The 22,070-nt window shown below is 35.7% G+C and carries 15 protein-coding genes; 3 read left to right on the forward strand and 12 right to left on the reverse strand.

Going from position 1 to position 22,070, the window contains the following annotated elements; translation table 11 throughout:
• Positions 1 to 21: 21 nt before the first annotated feature.
• Entirely contained in the window at positions 22 to 1,164 is a 1,143-nt protein-coding gene (locus ACJJVJ_RS12690; RefSeq protein WP_405370695.1) for an acyl-CoA dehydrogenase, read from the forward strand.
• An 88-nt stretch (positions 1,165 to 1,252) separates the two neighbouring features.
• The gene (galE, locus tag ACJJVJ_RS12695; RefSeq protein WP_405370696.1) at positions 1,253 to 2,269 is read left to right on the forward strand and encodes a UDP-glucose 4-epimerase GalE; all 1,017 of its coding nucleotides are present in this window, start codon (positions 1,253 to 1,255) and stop codon (positions 2,267 to 2,269) included.
• Between the two features lie 32 nt (positions 2,270 to 2,301).
• On the opposite strand, the gene ACJJVJ_RS12700 is transcribed toward galE, so the two are convergent.
• The 12 genes from ACJJVJ_RS12700 to miaB form a co-directional block, all read right to left on the reverse strand.
• Positions 2,302 to 3,777 carry a hypothetical protein gene (locus ACJJVJ_RS12700; protein ID WP_405370698.1) on the reverse strand — a complete coding sequence of 492 codons (1,476 nt, stop codon included), beginning with the start codon at positions 3,775 to 3,777 and terminating at the stop codon, positions 2,302 to 2,304.
• Positions 3,778 to 3,977: 200 nt separating this feature from the next.
• Positions 3,978 to 6,446 carry a zinc-dependent metalloprotease gene (locus ACJJVJ_RS12705; RefSeq protein ID WP_170034603.1) on the reverse strand — a complete coding sequence of 823 codons (2,469 nt, stop codon included), beginning with the start codon at positions 6,444 to 6,446 and terminating at the stop codon, positions 3,978 to 3,980.
• A 242-nt stretch (positions 6,447 to 6,688) separates the two neighbouring features.
• Entirely contained in the window at positions 6,689 to 8,044 is a 1,356-nt protein-coding gene (locus ACJJVJ_RS12710) for a SusD/RagB family nutrient-binding outer membrane lipoprotein (RefSeq protein ID WP_405370700.1), read from the reverse strand.
• 11 nt (positions 8,045 to 8,055) lie between these two features.
• The gene (locus tag ACJJVJ_RS12715; protein WP_405370702.1) at positions 8,056 to 11,262 is read right to left on the reverse strand and encodes a SusC/RagA family TonB-linked outer membrane protein; all 3,207 of its coding nucleotides are present in this window, start codon (positions 11,260 to 11,262) and stop codon (positions 8,056 to 8,058) included.
• A gap of 550 nt (positions 11,263 to 11,812) precedes the next feature.
• On the reverse strand, positions 11,813 to 12,358 hold the full coding sequence (locus ACJJVJ_RS12720; protein WP_104515797.1) for a hypothetical protein: 546 nt from the start codon (positions 12,356 to 12,358) through the stop codon (positions 11,813 to 11,815).
• A 131-nt stretch (positions 12,359 to 12,489) separates the two neighbouring features.
• Positions 12,490 to 14,127 carry a chaperonin GroEL gene (gene groL / locus ACJJVJ_RS12725; RefSeq protein WP_405370704.1) on the reverse strand — a complete coding sequence of 546 codons (1,638 nt, stop codon included), beginning with the start codon at positions 14,125 to 14,127 and terminating at the stop codon, positions 12,490 to 12,492.
• Positions 14,128 to 14,225: 98 nt separating this feature from the next.
• On the reverse strand, positions 14,226 to 14,501 hold the full coding sequence (gene groES / locus ACJJVJ_RS12730) for a co-chaperone GroES (RefSeq protein WP_104515795.1): 276 nt from the start codon (positions 14,499 to 14,501) through the stop codon (positions 14,226 to 14,228).
• A 142-nt stretch (positions 14,502 to 14,643) separates the two neighbouring features.
• Positions 14,644 to 14,994, reverse strand: coding sequence for a preprotein translocase subunit SecG (secG, locus tag ACJJVJ_RS12735; RefSeq protein ID WP_405370706.1), 351 nt, complete (start codon positions 14,992 to 14,994; stop codon positions 14,644 to 14,646).
• On the reverse strand, positions 14,994 to 15,893 hold the full coding sequence (locus ACJJVJ_RS12740; RefSeq protein ID WP_405370707.1) for a hypothetical protein: 900 nt from the start codon (positions 15,891 to 15,893) through the stop codon (positions 14,994 to 14,996). The genes secG and ACJJVJ_RS12740 overlap by 1 nt, the downstream gene beginning before the upstream one ends.
• Positions 15,887 to 16,399 carry an LPS assembly lipoprotein LptE gene (gene lptE, locus ACJJVJ_RS12745; protein ID WP_405370709.1) on the reverse strand — a complete coding sequence of 171 codons (513 nt, stop codon included), beginning with the start codon at positions 16,397 to 16,399 and terminating at the stop codon, positions 15,887 to 15,889. Before lptE ends, ACJJVJ_RS12740 begins: the two co-directional genes overlap by 7 nt.
• Positions 16,389 to 17,690 carry a sigma 54-interacting transcriptional regulator gene (locus ACJJVJ_RS12750; protein ID WP_405370711.1) on the reverse strand — a complete coding sequence of 434 codons (1,302 nt, stop codon included), beginning with the start codon at positions 17,688 to 17,690 and terminating at the stop codon, positions 16,389 to 16,391. Before ACJJVJ_RS12750 ends, lptE begins: the two co-directional genes overlap by 11 nt.
• 1 nt (position 17,691) lies before the next feature.
• A complete protein-coding gene (gene miaB, locus ACJJVJ_RS12755) occupies positions 17,692 to 19,164 on the reverse strand; it encodes a tRNA (N6-isopentenyl adenosine(37)-C2)-methylthiotransferase MiaB (RefSeq protein WP_104515790.1) in 1,473 nt (490 codons plus the stop codon).
• 361 nt (positions 19,165 to 19,525) lie between these two features.
• On the opposite strand from miaB, the gene topA reads away from it, so the two are divergent.
• Positions 19,526 to 22,069, forward strand: a complete 2,544-nt coding sequence (topA, locus tag ACJJVJ_RS12760; RefSeq protein ID WP_405370713.1) for a type I DNA topoisomerase — start codon at positions 19,526 to 19,528, stop codon at positions 22,067 to 22,069.
• The last annotated feature ends 1 nt before the right edge of the window (position 22,070 follow it).

The following is a 22,070-nucleotide window of genomic DNA, read 5'->3' on the forward strand; positions in this document are numbered from 1 at the left end:
ACTAAAAAAATACAAGAATAAATGGATTTTGGCCTAACAGAAGAGCATCTAATGATAAGAGATGCTGCAAGAGATTTTGCAAGAACAGAGCTTTTACCTGGAGTTATAGAAAGAGATAATCTTCAAAGATTTCCTGCTGAGCAGGTTAAGAAAATGGGTGAGCTAGGTTTTCTAGGTATGATGGCTTCTCCTAAGTATGGTGGTGGTGGTATGGATACTATTTCTTATGTACTAGTGATGGAAGAGCTTTCTAAAATAGACGCAAGTGCATCAGTAATCGTTTCTGTAAATAATTCATTAGTATGTTGGGGTCTTGATACATATGGTACAGAGGCTCAAAAGGAAAAATATCTAACTAAGCTTACTACTGGAGAATCTATAGGAGCTTTTTGTTTATCTGAGCCAGAAGCTGGTAGTGATGCTACATCTCAAAAGACTACAGCTATAGATAAAGGTGACCATTATGTACTTAATGGAACTAAAAACTGGATTACTAATGGTAATAGCGCAGATTTTTACCTTGTAATCGCGCAAACTGATAAAGAGAAAAAACATAAAGGTATCAACGCTTTTATAGTAGAAAAAGGTTGGGACGGTTTTGAAGTAGGTGCAAAAGAAGATAAGTTAGGAATACGTGGTAGTGATACTCATTCTTTAATTTTCAATGATGTTAAAGTGCCTAAAGAAAATAGAATAGGAGAAGATGGTTTTGGATTTAAATTTGCCATGAAAACTCTTTCTGGTGGTCGTATTGGTATTGCTGCACAGGCATTAGGTATCGCGTCTGGTGCTTATGAGCTAGCTAGAGATTATTCTAAGGTGAGAAAAGCATTTGGTACTGAGATCTGTAATCACCAAGCTATTGCTTTTAAACTAGCAGATATGCACACTAATATTACTGCTGCTCGTCATCTAGTTATGCAAAGTGCCTGGGATAAAGATCAAGGACGTAATTATGATATGAGTGGTGCTATGGCAAAACTTTTTGCTTCACAAACTGCAATGGACGTGTCTGTAGAAGCGGTGCAAGTGCATGGAGGTAATGGTTTTGTTAAAGAATATCACGTAGAACGTTTAATGAGAGATGCAAAAATCACTCAGATTTATGAAGGTACTAGCGAGATTCAAAAAATAGTAATCTCTAGAGGATTACTTAAAGACTAATATTCTTAAAAGAATATAATTTAAAGAGCTGTAATTTTTACAGCTCTTTTTTTATGTCATTTATTTAAATAATGTAGCTTTACAATCTATGAAAATATTAGTAACAGGAGGTTTAGGTTATATAGGTTCTCATGTGGTGGTGGAGCTACAAGAACAAGGTTATGAGGTTGTAATTATAGATAACTTATCTAACACTTCTATTGATGTTCTAGATAATATAAAATCCATTACTAATATTGAGCCGGCGTTTGAAAATGTAGACGTAAGAGATAAAGATGGTCTGTCTAAGTTTTTTAATCAGTATCCAGATATATCCGGAATTATTCATTTTGCCGCTTCAAAAGCGGTAGGCGAGAGTGTGAATAATCCATTATTGTACTATGAGAATAATATTAACGCATTAGTTTATCTATTACAAAATGTTCAAGATAAAGAAATGAGTATTATATTTAGTTCTTCTTGTACTGTTTATGGTCAGGCAGACGTGTTGCCAGTTACTGAAAATGCACCTATAAAACCTGCGGAATCTCCATATGGTAATACAAAGCAAGTAGGGGAAGAGATAATTAAGGACACATGTAAAGTAAAACCTAATCTTAAAGCGATTGCATTAAGGTATTTTAACCCTATAGGTGCTCATGAAAGTGCAAAAATAGGCGAGTTGCCACTAGGTGTACCTCAAAATCTAGTTCCATATATAACTCAAACCGCTATAGGTTTAAGAGAACAACTTTCTGTTTATGGAGATGATTACCCAACTAGAGATGGTACAGCTATAAGAGATTATATTCATGTAGTAGATCTAGCTAAAGCTCATGTAGCGGCTCTATCCAGACTGTTAGAAAAGAAAGCTGATGAAAACTTTGAAGTATTTAACGTAGGTACAGGAACTGGGTCAACTGTGTTAGAAGTTATTGCTGCTTTTGAAAAAGCTAGTGGACAAAAATTAAATTATAAAATAGTAGGCCGCCGTGCAGGAGATGTGGTAGAGGCTTATGCTCAAACTGATAAAGTAAGAAATATTCTGGGTTGGGAATCAAAATATAATCTGGAAGAAGCATTAGGTAGTTCTTGGGTTTGGGAAAAAAGAGTGAGGAATAAATAAATAATATTTATATTTTAAAAGCAGCCGATTCATTACTTATGAGTCGGCTTTTTTATGGTTACACTTTCTCCATCCTGATTAAAGTATTGATAGACGCCACTATTACTCGTCTCTTTAATTATTATGTAACTAGATGCATCTCTAATGGTGTGAGGTTGGGACTGGCCCGAAAGGTAAGTGAATAGTTCTGGGAATAAGTTGATAGAACTGGTTATTCGTTCTTGATAAGGGGCAAACGATTCAGGTGCTTTAACTGCTAGCAAAGAATTAAATATACTTTTCTTTAATTCTAAATTATTAGTAATTTCCTGATAAGCCTTCTCGGTATATTCAAAGCCGGCAAACCCTCCATGATCTGCTGCAATTATAATTATTCCATCCTTGTCATGAGTTGTAATTAAATTTATAAGCTTATTTACCTCTGTGTTGATATCAGGTATTTTTTCTAAATAAATCTCAGTTTCTTTTTCAATTCCTAAACTAAATGTTTTGCTGTGACTAATATGACTAGGGCTCAATATCTCTATAAAGAAAAATTGCGGTGCTATACTTTGGTTATCGTTCAATCTGTTTTTGAAATCAAAATAATAATCAATATCATTATGAAATACGGGAAAAAAGGAAATGTCTTCCATTTCTATGTTTGTATAATCATAGAACACATCAGGTCTATTATATAATAAGTAGTTACTCTGTAGAATAGCATTTGTCTCGTATCCATTATTTTTAAAAGTTCTCAAAACTGGATTTGTTCCCATGATTTTATCTCTGGCATTAAATAGCTCGTTCTTTGCCTTGCCTTGGTTGAAATAATGATGTTGTGCGTTAAATAGTGTACTGTTAGATGATAGTGTAGAGGGATAGTTACTGCGGTAATTGTGATTAAAATTAAAGTTGTAGGTTTCTAGATTATCATAAAATTGATCATTTGGGTAATTGTATAGCTGTCCAGTCATCGTGGGTTTACCTACATAACCATCTGGTTGAATAAGATATATATTAGGTTTTTTTTGAAAAGTGAATTTTTCAAAATCTTCTGGTGTAGACCATTCTTGAAGACTGTATACAGATTGATAATAATAATTGCCAAATTGTAATACTGCCGGAATAATCATAAGACCTAAAAGTAGTACGCCTATTTTATAGAATTTAGATAAGTATTTAGAAGTAGCTATGGTTATTATAAATACTAGAATAAGAGGTTTCCATCTCCACCTCATAAAAACAAATAAGGATAGAATGATAGCAAGGTTAATGATTAAAAAACAATAGTATAAATGTTTTCGGTCTATACAGACTTTCTTTTTGAATACCAAGTCCAATAAAACTAGAGCTGTAGATGGGGCAACTATAAAATAAATTAAGAAGGCTATAAACTGCTCCCATGAATTAATTAAAGTAAAGTTGTTTTGGTATAAATATAGCAGAGAATAGATGCCTGGTAAAACAGCTACGGTCCACCAGTAATGATGGTCGTTTTTCAAATATTCTAAAATTTTGGCTTTCATATTTTAATTGGAATATTCGTTTTCTTCTTAATATAGTTTAAGGATGGAGTAGGAAGTAGAGTGAATATGGTTAGGAATCAAATATAAATAAATAGCTTTTAAATGTGGATTATGATATCTATTCAGTTGATTTTATTGAATAGAAAAAGCCGATTCATTTATATGAATCGGCTTTTGATGAATTTCTAAATGTAAACTAATTACTTAGGATCAAGTATCATGTTAATTCTTTCTACTAAATCTTGTAGGTGAATTTTAGATAACTTATCACTAGTACGACTAGCTGCACGAGTAGCATCTCTTTTAAGAGTAACTAACTCTGCACGTACGATAGGTCTAATATCACTTTGTTCTACATCTACTCTTGTACCACCAAAACGGCTTCTAGGAGCTTCATTAGTCATGATAAACTCAAGTCTTTCTACATAAGCACGTTGTAGGTTACGACGGTAACGATCAATAGTTTGACCTTTAGGTAGTTCTTTGAAGAGACCTTTTCTTAATTCAGTCATCATATCAAGTAAACCATATGCATTGCTACCGTTAACTTCTTCATTTTCCATAAGTCTAGCCATACGGCCAAAGTCAAGAACACTATTAAGTGTGCGTACTTGCATACCACGTATTCTCTCTATACCACCAGCAGATTCTATTTTATTGAAAATATTTTGATCGATTAACCACTCTGGTGTATCAAATAATTGAGTGTGTAAGAAAGCCATTGCACGTTGTTGTTTGTCCTTTGAAGCATGCTCATAAACAGCTCCTTCTTGGCCATAAGCTTTGTAAGTTTCTTTAACTCCACCTATGTTTCCAGTAACGTGGCCCATATAACGGTTAAACTGTCCTACAAGTTGACCATACATACCTTCTAACTCGTCAAAGTTCTCACCTTCTTCACCTGTCCATTTACCTAAGTTAGGAACAATACGTTTTAAGTTTTTAATACCGTATTCACTAGCACGCATAGAGTCATCCCCTAAATCTTCAGTTTGTGAAGTATGGTCTACCACACCAAATTGCTGACGACCAAATCTATAAACTGGATCTCCAGCCTTTTCAAGAATCCAGCTGTCAAGTGTTTTCTTTTCTTCAATTGCAGTTTTATCAGGTATAGGCATGTAACCCCATTTGATAGAGTATTTATCATAAGGACCTACTTCTGGCATAAGAGCTACATCTCCATCTTCTGGCTGTGCGATATAATTAAAACGAGCATAATCCATAATAGATGGTGCAGTACCGAATTCTTTAGTAAAAGCAGGGTCTCTTAATTTTTCTACAGGATAAGCAATAGAACTACCCATGTTATGAGGTAAACCTAGTGTGTGACCTACTTCATGAGAACTTACAAAGCGTATTAAACGTCCCATAACCTCGTCATCAAAGTTATTCATACGTGCATCTGGATTAATTGCAGCCGTTTGTATAAAGAACCAGTTGTGTAATAAAGTCATTACATTGTGGTACCAGTTGATGTCGCTTTCTAGAATCTCTCCAGATCTTGGGTCACTTACGTGAGGCCCATTTGCATTAGGAATAGGAGATGCTAAGTATCTTACCGTTGAGAATCTAACATCTTCAGGACTCCATTCTGGGTCTTCTTCTTTGGTAGGTGCATCTTTTGCTATGATAGCTTCTTTAAAACCAGCAGCTTCAAAAGCAACTTGCCAGTCTTCAATACCTTGCTTGATATATTTTCTCCATTGAACAGGTGTTGCAGGATCGATATAATAAACGATTTGCTTTTTAGGTACTACTAATTCACCAGCCTTAAATTTAGCCATGTCCTCATCTCTTACCTCAAGTCTCCATCGGTCTAGGTAGGTAACTGTTTTTGTTTTCTGATCATTAAGACCGTAATCTTGTTGGCCTCTAGCAAACCATCCTACACGCTGGTCAAAGTAACGTCTCTTCATAGGTACTTTAGGTAAAAGTATCATAGAGTTACTTAATTCTAATGATATAGATTGCACACTTCTGTTAGAAGGTGGTGCGCTAGAAAAGTATGTTTTTACGTGTCTAGTTTCTATATTTTGTGGATAAGAACGTAGAGTGTCTATGTATGATCTCGTAGCGTCGACTCTACTTACTTTATATCTTGTTCTAGCTCTTTGTGGAAAACCTATAGCCTTAACATCCTTAGTAAAGAAGTCTGTTACGTCTATTACTGTATTGTTAGTAACACTGTCTTTCTTTATAGCCTTAATAGGGAAAGAGTAAAGAATAGGTTCAAAATTTGAGTTTTCTACTGCAATACTTACCGGTAAAGAGTCTGCTGCAACTACTTGATGAGATACAACTCTTAGAAGTACGTCTTTATTTTTCTTTTGCCATCTTAAGGTTTGGGTATTTTGTTTACCACCTCCGAAACCTAAGCCTGAAGCAGTTTTTGCAATACGAGTTACCATTAACATCTCTCTATTAAAAAGGCTGTCAGGTATTTCATAGAACCACTTTTCTCCTACTTGATGTACGGTAAATAAACCTTCATCACTTTTAGCTTTTTTAGTGATTACCTTTGAGTAAGGTTGTATGTCACCTTTTTTAGGTTTCTTAGCTGCTGCGCTTGTCTTAGGCGCTGTTTTCTTTTTCCCTTGGAAAACAGAACAGCTTGTTGTCATGAAGACTGCTAGTAGCAGCATCATCAACATTTTAATTTTGCTCATTGATTTTGTTTTTTTATTGATGCCTAAATATATTGTCATAAACCTCAATATTTCTTAACAAGACGTTAACGCGATATAGGATTTTCTGTTAAAGTTAATTTTTGTAAATGAATTCTTACGTATTCCGCTTTCGCGAAAGCGAGATTAAAACAAAAAAAAACTCGATAATTAAATTATCGAGTTTCTAGTAAAGGATTATAAAGATGTGATTTTACATCAAAATTTAAATAGTTGGCTAATCCTTAGTTTGTAGGAAATGCCCACATGTCGTTGTCTAGTAAATGTCCACCTTGTGCACTAATTGCTGCATTATAATTAGTACCGTTAGTTAATCTTTCAGAGATAGGGTAAAGAAATCTACGAGGAATAACTCTAGAAGGATTAACACCACCTACAGCACTTGGATTAGGTGTTAAAGCAGGGAATTTTGTTCTTCTAAAATCTGTCCACGCTTCAATCGGCGCGTTACCATAAAAAGATTTGTACTTTTCAGTAATAATCGTTTCTATTTTATCATCCATACTTCCTGAAAGAGCTAGAGCTGCAGTATAAGTGTCTGCATCTGCTTGTGATACTCCTACATAAAGCATGTTAGCCTCTACAGCATCTTGCAATGCAGCAAGAGCATCTGCATCGGTACCGCTTGTTCTTACGATAGCTTCAGCTTCTATGAATTTTACTTCCCAATAAGAAATTAATGGAGTAGGAGAGTCTGCTTGTCCCCAAAATAATCCTGCTCCTGCAAAATCACCGTCTACGTTAGTGTAAACTGGTAGCCTTGGATCTCCTGTCATTAAAGAAGTTAACTGTGGGCTTACACCTAGTGTACCTGGTCTGTCATTGTCAAACAAGAACAAAGGATTTGAATTTGCTGCTGGCGAAGAATAAACAAAATCTGCTTGTTCACTTGTACTAGATAATGCTAACTGTGCTTGTGCAAGAGCACTAGCTGCAGCAGTATTATCAACTGAAGTTAAATGGATGTAATAACGAGCCTTTAATGCTCTCGCTGTTTTTTCCCAATCTGCTCCACCAGATCCAACACCATAAAATTCTCCGATACCACTAGATACTCCTCCAGCTATAGATTCATCTAGTAATCTTTGGATAGTAGCATAAACATCTTCTTGAGAATCAAATGTTGGGTTAAAATTTCCTTGATCTCCAATAAATGCATTATCATAAGGTACATCACCCCACATAGTAGTAGCTAGACCTAGGTTAGTAGCCATATATAACTTTGCTAGTGCTCCTACTTCTTCAGTGTTACTTGTGAAAATACCATAACAGTCTGGCATTGCTCCTGTACCGTAAAGTGCCGCATCCCAATAATCATCAGTGTCATCTTCACCAATATTATACTGGTCATATGCTATTTGCTGTGCATCTAGCCCTTCATATTGCTGGGCAACTATACCTGCTATTCTAGCATTGATGGCAACCATATTTCTATGTGTTTGTGCAATCATACCAGGGTAAACCGCACCTGCATTTACTGATGCGCCATTAGGGTTATTTTGATCTATGTTTTCGTCTGTTATTTCACAGGATACTAAGCTGAGAAATAGGACTCCTATTAATATTTGTATTTTTTTCATATCGGCTTTTTTTAAAAATTAAGATTAAGGTTTACACCATAACTCTTGGTATTAGGTTGATTGAAATAATCTAAACCATAACCATTACTATCTCCTGTTAAGTTCGTCTCAGGATCTACTCCTGGATAATCAGTACTTAACCATAGGTTTCTACCATATGCAGAAATAGATGCGCTTTCAAAGAATGTCTTTTCTAGTAACTTAGAAGGTAAGTTGTAAGTAACTGTTAATTCTCTAAGTCTTATCCATGAACCGTCATAGATATTACTTTCACTAGTACCACCAAAGCCATATCTTCTATAGAAGTTGTTGTTTTCACTAATAGTTGAATCATAATAAGGAACAACTTGTGTATTAGGTAGTCCAGTAGACTGTACTGTACCTTGAAAAACAGTAGTTTGATCTCTGTTTAAAGTACGAGTAGATGTACCGAAGAAGTCTAGGATACCACAAGTACCACACCATACATCACCACCTTTTCTAATGTCAAAAAGGAATGATAAAGAGAAGTCTTTATAAGAAATAGTATTGCTTATTCCTGCTTGCCAGTCTGGAGTAGGATCACCTACTATAGAATTCTCAGTACTTTGAATAGGGTAACCATCGTCACCTATTAAAACATTACCAGCGTCGTCTCTTTGAAAACTACTACCGAATATCGCACTAAAAGGCTGTCCAGCAGCTGCTACTGCAGATGTGCTAGAGAATCCATTTAAAGTTACTTGCTCTACACCTGGTGCAAGTGATTCTACAATGTTCTCATAAGTAGTCCAGTTAACATCTATATTCCATTGAAAATCATCAGTTCTTATAGGTGTATAACCTAGTGCGATTTCCACACCTTTGTTAGAAACCTCTGCTGCGTTATCTATTTTACTAGTAAAACCTGAAGAAGATGCAACATCTACTGGTAAGATTACATCAGAAGAAAGTTTATCATAATAAGTTACGTCAAATTTCAATTTGTTATCGAACATTTTTAATTCCATACCTACTTCAAATTCTCTTGCTTTTTCAGGAGTTAAGTTTGGATTACCAGCTAGACCAGATCTCTCAAAAGATACCGTGTCATATGCAGGGAAAGAAACGCCTTGAATAAAGCCGTCACCGCCTATGAATGATCCACCGAATACAGTAGTTGTTGCTAGGGTAGGAGCATCTTTTCCTACAGATCCATAAGATAATCTCAGTTTACCATAGTCTAAGAAGGAATCGTTTTCTTCAAAAAGTTCAGTAAATACAAAACTAGTACCTACAGAATAGGATTGGAAAGAATTGTTACCTACAGGTAATGTAGAAGACCAGTCATTTCTAAATGATGGAGTTACATAAATCATGTCTTTGTAGTTAAAACTAGCCGTTGCAAATGCACCGATTAATTTTTTACCTCCAGCAGACTCACGTACCTGGTTAGAAGAAGCATTGCTTACATCAAAGAATCCTGGAATAGTTAATCCATCACCTATTTGGATACGACGACTAAATTTAGTGTAATAACCATCATAACCTACATTGTATGTGAAGCCTAGGTCTTCATTTAATTGCTTAGAACCGTTGATAACCATGTTCCAGTTAATATCAGCATTTGCAATCTGGTCATTTATAACTCTACCAGAACCGAATGATGCATCTAAAACATTAAATCCTGATTTTCTTTGATCTGTATATTGATCCACAGAAAGTGCAGATCTTATTTCAATTTCATCAGATAATTTGTAGTTAAGACCAACTTTACCTATAAAACGACTTACATCATCAGTGTTAGAATTTTGTGCTACGGTAAAGTATGGGTTGTTGTAAATCCCATCTCTATAACTTCTTTGACCAGGTAATTCTTGACCTGCAATGTTGTAAAAGTAAGAAGAAGAATTATCTGCAGCATCTTGACCTGTTAGGCCGTTACCGTTATCAAAAGTAGGGGTGCTTCTTACTAGACCTAGCATAATACCAGATATGTTGGAACCTCTTTGCACGCGGTTACCACCAGATACACTATACTGTCCAGACATGTCTAGGCTAAATTTGTCATCTAATTTTGCATTTATATCTGCTCTAAAAGTCTTTCTGTCAAATTCTTCGTTAGGTGATATACCGTCTTGTGTTAATCTACCTATAGAACCACGGTATCTTATTGTTTCATTTCCACCTGCTACAGAAAAGTTATTTTCTTGAAGTACTCCAGTTTTAAAGAAATCATAATGATCGTAAGTATTTGCAGCTTGTCCATTTCCTGTTCCAGCAGCAACTAGTCGACCGTTACTATCAAAAGGGTAGTCTGTTGCGCCATCATATTCTAGAGTGTTAACGTTAGGTCCCCAAGAGTCTCCTTCAAAAGTTTCAGGACCTCTGTAAGTTAAAACGCCACCAACAACACCACCTTGAGCATAGGTTCTTTGAAGGTCTGGGACTTTATTGTATTGAGAGAATGTTGTGTTAGAAGTAATACTTGCAGTTGTTTTACCTAATTTTCCTTTTTTAGTAGTTATCAGTACCACACCATTAGAAGCTCTAATACCATAAAGTGTTTGAGCTGCTAGTCCTTTTAATACCGTTACACTAGCAATGTCGTTAGAGTTAAGGTCTACTGCTCTGTTTGAGAAGTCAGTACCGCTTAAACCTCCATCACCATCTGCTTCAGATGTTGAGGAGTTGTCAATAGGCACACCATCTACAATGAATAGAGGAGAGTTTCCACCTACGATAGAACTATTACCTCTAATTCTGATGTTAGCAGATGCTCCAACAGAACCAGAAGAGTTAGTTACACTCACACCAGGTGCTTTACCAGCTAGAGCAGATATAACGTTAACCTCTTTAGCTCTTGTGATCTCGTCAGAATCTACTGTTGCAATGGCATATCCTAAACCTCTAGGTTTAGCTTTTATCCCTTGCGCGATAACTACCACTTCTCCTAGTGCTTCAGCATCATCGGTTAATACAACATTGAGTACTGGCTCTCCAGTAACGCTAACTTCCTTAGTCTGCAGTCCTAAGTAAGAAAAGATAAGTACGTCGCCTTCTTGAGCGAGAATACTATACTTACCATCAATGTCTGTTTGTGCTCCGGTTTTAGTTCCTTTCTTAAGAACATTAACACCGAGTAATACTTCTCCTGAAGAGTCTGATACTGTACCAGAGATCTGTTTTTCTTGTGCAAAAGAAAATTGCACAACTAGCATCAATAGAAATACTAGTCTTTTGTGTAGAAATAATTTCATACAATTTGATTTATTTGGTTAAAACGCTAAAAGTATCACAATTAACTATTGTTAACCTAATTTCCTACAAATTAAATCCTAGTTATTTTATAGGGTTAATAGTTTAAAGTATTTAAAATGCTATAAATGAATTAATTACGTTTTTAACTTTAACATTTGATTTTTTCATCTAAATATCGTTTTTGCATATTTAGATAGTAATTTTTTTAAAAATTAACATTTATATTAATGATCTATTACCCTATAGTTTTAATGTAGTTATTAATTTTTCCCTTTTTGTTTTAATCTAATTAGTGCTTTTGCATTTTTTTTGATTGCTGTAGAGTATAGTATTTAAGTTATGTCTTAAGTTTTTATCATTCCGCTTTCGCGAAAGCGAGTTTAAAACAAAAAAAAACTCGATAATTAAATTATCGAGTTTCTAGTAAGGAGATTCAAAATAGAGATCTCTATTTTTTTTAATGTAAGTTCAATTTAAGATTAAGCAACAAGGGTGTTTTGTTCACTTACTATATTTTTTTTTTTGATAAAATTTTTACTTTGAATAAGACTAGTTAAATAAATACATCGTTCGTTTCTGATCGTTAGGTAGGCCTATTATATTATTAGCATAATCTTCTTGGTAGATCATATCGCCTTTTTTAATATAGCCTTGTGCATAAGGGACGCATGTTGCCCATGATCCTGATGGTTTGCACTTAGAGACATCGTCTATTTTTACTACTGTATGGTTTTCTACGGTGATAAAAATGTATTTAAAATCTGTAGCTTTTTTTAAAGCTTCTCCAAAGTTTTCTTTTGAAATATCGATTTTTTCTGCTGCGGTGTCATCGGCAAGTTTTTGAAAATTTTCAATAGAGTTCCCTTTTTCAGATCGAGCAAACGACTTTATATCTTTTAAAAAATCAGTAACGCTGCCACTAGCGACTATTGCATTGCTTTTTGTAGCTGAGGTTACTGTGTTACTATCTGCGTGTTGATCAGTAGAAGTGGCTGCGGTGTTTTCATTTGCAGGAGGTAGGCTAGTGGTGATTTCTTTATCTTCTTTACAGCTTACTAATAAAGTTAGTAGGAAAAGAATACTTAAATATTTCATAGTTCGGTTTTATGATTAACGGTTTTTGGGATTCTATATTTTATATAGCCCAATGTACGTGAGTTAATTAAAATATAAAAGCCATCTCTTAAGAGATGGCTTTTATTTAAAATAAGGTTAAGAAAAATAATTTACATCATTCCGCCCATTCCTCCTGGCATACCAGCAGGTATACCGCCACCAGCGTTATCTTCCTTAATTTCTATAAGTGCACACTCTGTAGTAAGTATCATTCCAGAAACAGATGCTGCATTTTCTAATGCAACACGCGTTACTTTTTTAGGATCGATAATTCCTTCTTTAAGCATGTCTACATATTTATCGTTTTTAGCATCATAACCATTAGATCCTTTAGTCTCTAATACTTTTGATACGACAACACTTCCTTCACCACCAGCATTTTCTACGATAGTTCTTAGAGGTGCTTCTATAGCACGAGCTACGATAGAGATTCCTGTTTCTTCGTCTGCATTGTTAGCTTTAACTTTAGAAAGAACAGATTTTGCACGTACTAGAGCAACACCACCACCGGCTACGATACCTTCTTCTACAGCTGCACGAGTTGCATGAAGTGCGTCATCTACACGGTCCTTCTTTTCTTTCATTTCTACTTCACTTGCAGCACCTACATAAAGTACAGCAACACCACCTGCAAGTTTTGCTAGACGTTCTTGAAGTTTTTCTTTATCATAGTCAGATGTAGTATTCTCAATTTGAGATTTGATCTGTCCTACTCTAGATTTAATATCGGCATTATTACCAGCACCGTTAACTAGAGTTGTGTTATCTTTATTGATATCTGCTTTTTCACAAGTACCTAGCATTTCTAGAGTTGTGTTTTCTAAAGTAAATCCTCTTTCTTCAGATATTACAGTACCGCCAGTAAGAATAGCAATGTCTTCTAACATAGCTTTTCTTCTATCTCCAAAACCTGGTGCTTTAACAGCAGCAATTTTTAAAGAACCTCTTAATTTGTTTACTACTAATGTGGCAAGAGCTTCTCCATCTACATCTTCAGCAATAATAAGGAGAGGTTTACCAGTCTGAGCAACTGGTTCTAGAACTGGCATTAATTCTTTCATGGTAGAGATCTTCTTGTCGAATAACAAGATGTATGGATTCTCCAGTTCGGTAGTCATCTTTTCAGAATTAGTTACGAAGTATGGAGATAGATATCCACGATCGAACTGCATTCCTTCTACTACGTCCACGTAAGTCTCGGTACCTTTAGCTTCTTCTACGGTGATAACACCTTCTTTACCTACTTTTCCAAAAGCCTTAGCTATAAGATCACCTACTACCTCGTCATTATTTGCAGATATAGATGCTACTTGCTTAATCATCTCGCTAGAGTCACCTACCTTTTTAGCTTGCTTTTCAAGATCTTTTACAATAGATTCAACAGCTTTGTCGATACCGCGTTTTAAATCCATAGGATTTGCTCCAGCAGCTACATTTTTAAGACCTTCTTTTACGATAGCTTGTGCAAGTACAGTGGCAGTTGTAGTACCATCACCTGCTAGGTCATTAGTTCTAGAAGCAACTTCTTTTACCATTTGCGCACCCATGTTTTCCAGCTCGTTTTCTAGCTCGATTTCTTTGGCAACACTTACCCCATCTTTTGTTACTACAGGAGCACCAAATGATTTACCTATAATTACATTACGACCTTTAGGGCCTAATGTTACTTTTACTGCATTAGCAAGTGCATCAACTCCACGTTTGATTCCGTCTCTTGCTTCTATATCAAATTTTATGTCTTTAGCCATTTCTTTAATTTTTTAAAATTTACTGTTTTGAACAGTTGTTTTTTTAATCGTTAAAATTATTGATGTTGTTCTCGCTTTCGCGAAAGCGGATCATTTTATTAAACTATCGCTAGAATATCATCCTCTCGCATGATAAGGTAATCGCTACCGTCTAGTTTTAATTCTGTACCACTGTATTTACCATAAAGAACGGTATCACCCACTTTTACAGTCATGTCGTGATCTTTTTTTCCATTTCCTACAGCAACTACTTTACCTTGTTGAGGTTTTTCTTTTGCTGTATCAGGAATATATAAACCAGAAGCTGTTTTTTGCTCTGCAGCAGTTGGTTCTATAACTACTCTGTCTGATAAAGGTTGAATATTTAATGCCATTTTAAAAAATGTTTATTTGATTATTAATGATGTTGGGAGTTCCATAAATATGCCAATTTATTTTCACTGACAAAACTTCTGTAAACAAAAATATCCAGCCTTGTGGGCTGGATATTTTGTCAGTTTATGATGTAGTGATTTACTATTCACTGTCAGTATCTGTACCTTCAGTAGTGTTAGTAGCATCGCTAGGTATATTGTTAGTTGTGCTTTCTACAGCTGTAGGATCTGTTACCTGGATAGAGCTTACAGACTTACCTTGAATTAAAGATGTACTAGCAAGAAGTATAAGGACAAGAAGTGCAGTAGAAAGTATCCATGTACTTTTATCTAAAAAATCACCTGTTTTCTTTACACCACCTAATTGTTGTGTGCCGCCACCACCAAAGCTAGAAGATAAACCACCTCCTTTAGGGTTTTGTACCATGATAACTACTATTAGTAAAAATGCTACTAAAACGATGAGTGCTAAAAAAATATAAAATGTTGTCATTATGTGTTGTTACTTTGTAAATTCTTAATTTCTTGAATTTGGTCTGCAAATAAACCACTTTTTTCTGGATGTTGCAATACTAAAATCTCATAAGCCTTCAAGGCTTTGGAATAGTTTTTTTGTGCAAGGTAAACTTTAGCGAGAGTTTCAGTCATAAATTGACTCGGATCTTGATATTGGTTTGCTACATTAATCGAGGGACTGGGCGATTTACGAGGCTTTATCTTTGGTTTTTCTGCAAGAAATTGATCAATGCGAGCCATCTTTCTAGCGCGATCATCTTCTTCCTGAATTATTTCTGAAGATATTAAATTTTCATTTATTTCTTCTTCTTTTTTTGAAGTAACCTGCTTTTCATCTTCAATTTGCGTTGTTCTATCAATAGGTTGAAGACTGGTTAATTGCAACCACTGAGAGAAACTATAGGTTTCATTTTTGTTAAACTCTAATGGCTCATCTGCTATAGAGGTGCTTTTCTTTTTTTCAAAAAGATCTATATCTGTTACTTGCGTGAAATCAGTGCTGGCATTAAAGTCTTCTTCTATAGGTTTTTGAATAGCAAGTACTTCAGGAGTAGTTGATAATGTATTTTCAACATTTTCGTTTTCCTTTTCTTCTTCTCGAAGTTGCTTTATTTGTTCACTAACTTTATTCTGTATAAATGAATCTGACGTGATGAAATCAAATAATACAGATCTGTCTGTTGTGTGTGAGGCTGTCCTTTGTAATTCTTTATTATATAAAGGACTGCTTTCATTTTTTAGTCCTTTAAGATAAATGCTGCGAGCCGCCTGGAAATATGGGAACTCTATAAGTGTCTCTTGTAGCAAGGCTATATGATCTACAGTGACCTGGTCAGGTTGTGCAAGTACATTATTTATGTGATTTACATCTACCATTTAGCTAGTGTGTCGTTTACAATATCTTGTGTGATTTGCTCATAGATAACCTCTAGGGCTGTATCTAAAGCAGCGCCTTGTAATTGCACATTTGCGCTGTAGTCATAGAAAAAACTGTATTTCTTTTCAAAACTCTCTTCGTCTCTCTTAGTGTCTGTAAATCGTACATTTATCTCTATAGTTAATCGGTTTTGAGAGGCTGTACTATTTGCGGTAGCAGTCATAGGAGCGATGTAGTATCTAGTAATTTCTCCTTGATATATGTAATCGCCATTTTTAGTAACTAGATTTAAAGATGATTGATCTTGAATAAGTTCTTCTAATTTTATTTTAAAATCTCTTTCTATACCTGGTTCTACTAACGTTGCCTGATAACCGAAGTAATCTACTTGATAGGTCTTAATGTCTGCCGGTATGGTTACTCCACTTAAACTATAAAGCCCACAAGAACTTAAGCTTAAAAAAGCGAGTCCAATAATTAAAAAGCGTAGATTCTTAAAGATCATATTGTTTTATTTTACGGTATAGAGTGCGCTCTGAGATCCCTAGATCGTCTGCTGCGGCTTTTCTTTTACCTTTATGTCTGTCTAACGATTTTTTAATCAGTTCTATTTCCTTATCGGCTAGAGAAAGTGATTCTTCTTCTTCTATTTCTTGTGCAAAGTCATAACGGTCACTACTAGGTTGTACAGGTTCTACATAGTGATTATCTATGTTTGCTTTTTGAACAGGCGCTATGTGTTCTTCTTGTGTGTAGTCGTATGCGTTATCTATAACGTCTTCATAATCCTGCTCATTTTCTTTATGGTTCCCATAAATACGTTTAATTAAACCAGGATTCTCTTCTCTTACATCTTTTGCGTTACCATTTTCCATCAACTCATTGGTGAGTTTTTTGAGATCGTTCAAGTCATTTTTCATGTCAAATAAGACTTTGTACAAGATCTCACGCTCGTTTGCAAACTCACTATCGGTTTTTTTCTTCTCACCTATAACAGCAGGTAAGTTTTTACCAGCGTCTGGTAAGTAATTGTGTAAAGTTGCGGCGGTTATATTTCTTTCTTTTTCTAGAACACTTATTTGCTCTGCAATGTTGCGCAACTGTCTTATGTTACCACTCCATCTATAATTGGTGAGCATGGAGATAGCATTTTCATCGAGACGCAAAGTGGGCATCTTGTACTTCATTGCAAAGTCACTTGCAAATTTTCTGAAAAGCAAATGAATATCTCCCTTGCGTTCTCTTAATGGCGGTAAGTCTATTTCTACAGTGCTTAGTCTGTAGTAGAGGTCTTCTCTAAATTTTCCTTTTTCAATCGCATCATACATTCTTACGTTAGTGGCTGCAACTATGCGTACATCAGTTTTTTGTGTGGTAGAAGATCCTACTTTAAGAAACTCACCATTTTCTAATACACGTAATAAACGTACTTGTGTAGGTAGCGGTAATTCTCCTACTTCGTCCAGGAATATGGTTCCGCCGTCTGCTACCTCAAAATATCCAGATCTAGTAGAAGTGGCACCTGTAAAAGCACCTTTTTCATGACCAAATAATTCTGAGTCTATGGTTCCCTCTGGGATTGCACCACAGTTTACAGCGATATATTTTGCATGTTTCCTAAAAGATTGTGAGTGTATGATTTTGGGTATACTTTCTTTACCGACTCCACTCTCTCCAGTAACAAGTACAGAAATATCTGTAGGAGCGACCTGTAATGACTTTTCTATCGCTCTATTAAAGCCGGGATCATTACCTATTAATTCAAAACGCTGTTTTACTGATTGTACACTTTCCATATTATACGGTGTCGTAAGTTAATGGCCCTTTCATGTCGCTATACCCTATAGCTTTTCCTTTAAGAGTAGCGCTTGTACAGTCTGTAATTTCTACCATAACATATTCACCTACTTTGTAATCTTCTTTATCAAAAATAGCAACGTAGTTTTGGGTGTTTCTTCCAGCCCAGTGTCGATCAGATTTTTTAGATTCCTTTTCAATGAGGCATTCTACTGTTTTACCTACAAAGTATTGTGCTCTTTCATGACCAGTTCTTCTTTGTACGGCTATAATCTCACTAAGTCTCCTGCTTTTTACTTCTTCAGGTACATCGTCTTCTAGTTTACGAGCTGCCATTGTTCCTGGTCGCTCAGAATAAGAAAACATGAATCCATAATCATACTTTACATATTCCATAAGACTTAAAGTGTCTTGATGATCTTCTTCTGTTTCTGTTGGGAAACCAGTGATCATATCTTGAGAGACCGCACATTCTGGTATAATAGCGTGTACACGATCTATTAGATTCATGTATTCTTCACGAGTGTGTAGTCTGTTCATTTCTTTTAAGATACGATTGCTACCAGACTGTACAGGCAGGTGTATGTAATTACATATGTTTCTATGGGCTGCAATAGCATGTAAAACATCATCACTGATATCTTGTGGATTACTTGTAGAAAAACGTATTCTTAAGTCTGGATGTGCGTTTGCTACTTTGTGTAATAATTGAGCAAAATCTACCGCAGTAGCCTTTGCCATTTTACTAGCTTTCTTAAAATCTTTTTTAAGACCACCACCGTACCACAAGAAAGAATCTACATTCTGTCCTAATAAAGTGATTTCTTTAAAACCTTTATTCCATAAATCATTCACCTCTTCTAGAATAGAATGTGGGTCACGACTGCGTTCACGACCACGAGTAAATGGTACTACACAAAATGTACACATATTATCACAACCTCTGGTAATAGATACAAAAGCAGTTACTCCATTTGAGTTTAATCTTACCGGCGCGATGTCTCCATAGGTCTCTTCTTTAGATAGAAGTACATTTACAGCATCTCTTCCTTCATCTATTTCTGCAACGAGATTAGGTAGGTCTTTATAAGCATCAGGTCCTACGACCATATCTACTATTTTTTCTTCTTCAAGAAACTTAGATTTCAACCTTTCGGCCATGCAGCCTAGAACACCTACTTTCATGTTAGGGTTCTTACGTTCCTTAACACGGTTATATTTTTCTAATCTTTTACGTACAGTTTGTTCGGCTTTGTCTCTAATAGAACAGGTGTTAACTAATACTAAATCAGCCTCCTCCATGTTGTTAGTAGTGTTGAATCCTTCTTTTGCAAGAATAGAAGCAACTATCTCACTATCAGAAAAATTCATCTGACATCCGTAACTTTCTATATAGAGTTTGCGTGTGTTGGTGGCATTGTGTTCTAACACGACAGCAGTCCCTTGCTTATCTTCTTCAATAATCTTTTCCATCAATCGTCATCATTAATATAACGTTGCAAAGATATGTTTTATGACACAATGGCAGCATTAAGTTGGTTAATATTTTTTCAACCTAATTTAAGGCCTCCTTTCATAGAGGTAATAAACTATATAATAAGGACGGTTTTTGATGTGGTCTCGCTTTCGCGAAAGCGGAATTCTAAACGTCTTTTTACACAAAAAACATTTTTATAGAGTAAAATAATGGTAAGATACGGATATGTGCCTAAGGTTAAACGTCAAGAACTGAACGGTTTAAAATTTCAAGAGTCTTTTTAACTACTTGTTTAACAGATGTTTGTGGAGGTCATAAAAATAACTCATACCTTTGCATTTCAAAAATCATAGTTTAATGGCAAAGAATCTTGTTATTGTAGAGTCGCCGGCTAAGGCGAAAACGATAGAAAAATTTCTAGGTAAAGATTTTAAAGTGGCGTCCAGTTTTGGGCATATTGCAGACTTACCTTCTAAGGAATTAGGTGTAGATGTAGATAAGAATTTTGAGCCTAAATACATAGTGAGTAGTGACAAGAAGGATCTTGTTAGAAAACTCAAAAAAATGGCTGCCGATGCAGAAATGGTCTGGCTAGCAAGTGATGAGGATCGAGAAGGTGAGGCCATTGCCTGGCACCTGGCAGAACAACTGGATCTTAAAGCAGGAAATACTAAGCGTATCGTGTTTAATGCGATTACTAAAAGTGCTGTGCAAAACGCGATTGATAACCCACGTACTATAGATTATGACCTAGTTAATGCGCAACAAGCGCGTCGTATATTAGATCGTATAGTTGGGTATGAAATTTCACCTATTTTATGGCGTAAGGTAAAAGGTGGAGCGAGCGCAGGACGTGTACAGTCGGTAGCTGTGCGTTTAATCGTAGAACGTGAGGATGAAATACTGAACTTTAATTCTGATAATTTTTTCAGAGTCGATGCAGATTTTAATACGGAAGAAGGAGCGTTACTTAAAGCAAAGCTACCTAGCAATTTAAAGTCTCTTAAAGAGGCTCAAGATTTTCTTGAGGTAAATAAAGGGGCTAAATTTGAAGTAGCAGACCTTGTTAAAAAGCCGGCTAAAAAATCTCCAGCACCACCATTTACTACTTCTACTTTACAACAAGAAGCGTCACGTAAATTGTTTTTTAACGTAAGTCGCACTATGCAACTAGCACAGCGTCTTTATGAGGCTGGTTTAATTACTTATATGAGAACAGATTCTGTTAACTTAAGTAAGGAGGCAAAGCAAGGTGCTGAAGAGGAGATACATAAAGCTTATGGAAGTGAATTCCATAAGGAACGTAATTATAAAGGAAAGTCTAAAGGTGCTCAAGAGGCGCATGAGGCTATACGTCCTACTAATTTTGCTGTCCATAGTTCTGGAGCAGATCGCGACCAGATACGTCTGTATGAATTGATCTGGAAAAGAGCAATTGCAAGTCAGATGAGTGATGCAAAATTAGAACGAACTAATGTAACTATATCTGCAGATAAGCATGAGAAGAATTTTACTGCTAGTGGTGAGATTGTAAAGTTTGAAGGTTTCTTAAAAGTATATTTAGAAAGTACGGATGATGAAGATCTTGAGCAGCAGGGATTATTACCAGATCTTAAAATAGGGCAATCGTTACTAAATAAAAGAATTACAGCTACAGAGAGGTTTACTAGACCACCTTACAGGTATACTGAAGCATCTCTAGTTAAACAGTTAGAAGAATTAGGTATAGGACGTCCGTCTACATATGCGCCTACTATTACCACTATTCAAAATAGAAAATATATAGAAAAAGGACAGTCAGAAGGTCTAGAGCGTGATTATGTTCAACTTACTTTAAGTAAGGATAAGGTGGCAGAGAAAAAGCTTACTGAAAAGACTGGGTCTGATAAAAATAAAATGATTCCTACCGATGTTGGTAGAGTTGTGAACAGCTTTTTAGTAGAACACTTTGGTAGTATTTTAGATTATAATTTCACAGCAAATGTGGAAGAGTCTTTTGATAATATCGCCGAAGGTAAGGAAGAATGGACCGACATGATGGGGCATTTTTATAAGAGTTTTCATCCTACGGTACAAGATGTTGCTGAAAATGCAGAGCGTGAAGTGGGAGAACGTGTATTAGGAGTCCATCCAGAAAGTGGTAAGCCTATTAGTGTGCGTTTAGGAAGATTCGGTGCTATGGCGCAAATAGGTACAGTAGAAGACGAAGAGAAACCTGAGTTTGCTAGTTTGTTACCTACTCAACACCTGAATACGATTACTCTAGAAGAGGTAATGGAGTTGTTTAAATTGCCTAGAACTGTAGGTGAGTATAATGGTTATCCAGTAGAGGTGAATCAAGGGCGTTTTGGTCCCTATGTGAAATTTAATGAAAAGACCTTTGTAAGTCTAGAGAAGGATGATGACCCTATGACTCTTACATTTGAGCGTGCTGCAGAGTTGATTCAGATGAAAGAAAAAGCAGATGCTCCTATTTATAGTTATGACGAGCAGCCTGTGACTAAAGGTGTTGGTCGTTTTGGTCCGTATATTAAATGGGCAGGCATGTTTATTTCTGTAAACAAGAAATATGATTTTGATAATCTATCTAATGACGATATTGAAACCTTGATAAAGGACAAGATTCAGAAAGAGAAGGATAAGCTTATCGTAGACTGGGAAGAAGAGGGAATACGAATTGAGAAGGCTAGATGGGGTAGGCATAATGTTATTAAAGGGAAGATTAAGGTTGAGCTTTCTAAGGATATCGATCCGTTGAAAATAACATTAGAAAAAGCTCAAGAGCTTATCGCAAAAAAGGCTCCTAAGAAAAAAGCAGCGGCTAAAAAGAAGGCGCCTGCAAAAAAGAAAACCGTTGCTAAGAAAAAAACACCGGTTAAAAAGAAAACAACAAAGAAATAAG

The sequence above is a fragment of the Nonlabens sp. Asnod2-A12 genome (assembly GCF_045063745.1).
Taxonomy (GTDB): domain Bacteria; phylum Bacteroidota; class Bacteroidia; order Flavobacteriales; family Flavobacteriaceae; genus Nonlabens; species Nonlabens xylanidelens.

Bases quoted from the DNA above. Each gene is read 5' to 3' on its own strand.
- ACJJVJ_RS12720 (WP_104515797.1), bottom strand. From the start codon at position 12,358: ATGAAATATTTAAGTATTCTTTTCCTACTAACTTTATTAGTAAGCTGT.
- groES (WP_104515795.1), bottom strand. From the start codon at position 14,501: ATGGCATTAAATATTCAACCTTTATCAGACAGAGTAGTTATAGAACCA.
- ACJJVJ_RS12690 (WP_405370695.1), top strand. From the start codon at position 22: ATGGATTTTGGCCTAACAGAAGAGCATCTAATGATAAGAGATGCTGCA.
- secG (WP_405370706.1), bottom strand. From the start codon at position 14,994: ATGACAACATTTTATATTTTTTTAGCACTCATCGTTTTAGTAGCATTT.
- miaB (WP_104515790.1), bottom strand. From the start codon at position 19,164: ATGGAAAAGATTATTGAAGAAGATAAGCAAGGGACTGCTGTCGTGTTA.
- ACJJVJ_RS12705 (WP_170034603.1), bottom strand. From the start codon at position 6,446: ATGAGCAAAATTAAAATGTTGATGATGCTGCTACTAGCAGTCTTCATG.
- ACJJVJ_RS12700 (WP_405370698.1), bottom strand. From the start codon at position 3,777: ATGAAAGCCAAAATTTTAGAATATTTGAAAAACGACCATCATTACTGG.
- topA (WP_405370713.1), top strand. From the start codon at position 19,526: ATGGCAAAGAATCTTGTTATTGTAGAGTCGCCGGCTAAGGCGAAAACG.
- lptE (WP_405370709.1), bottom strand. From the start codon at position 16,399: ATGATCTTTAAGAATCTACGCTTTTTAATTATTGGACTCGCTTTTTTA.
- ACJJVJ_RS12750 (WP_405370711.1), bottom strand. From the start codon at position 17,690: ATGGAAAGTGTACAATCAGTAAAACAGCGTTTTGAATTAATAGGTAAT.
- galE (WP_405370696.1), top strand. From the start codon at position 1,253: ATGAAAATATTAGTAACAGGAGGTTTAGGTTATATAGGTTCTCATGTG.
- ACJJVJ_RS12715 (WP_405370702.1), bottom strand. From the start codon at position 11,262: ATGAAATTATTTCTACACAAAAGACTAGTATTTCTATTGATGCTAGTT.
- groL (WP_405370704.1), bottom strand. From the start codon at position 14,127: ATGGCTAAAGACATAAAATTTGATATAGAAGCAAGAGACGGAATCAAA.
- ACJJVJ_RS12710 (WP_405370700.1), bottom strand. From the start codon at position 8,044: ATGAAAAAAATACAAATATTAATAGGAGTCCTATTTCTCAGCTTAGTA.
- ACJJVJ_RS12740 (WP_405370707.1), bottom strand. From the start codon at position 15,893: ATGGTAGATGTAAATCACATAAATAATGTACTTGCACAACCTGACCAG.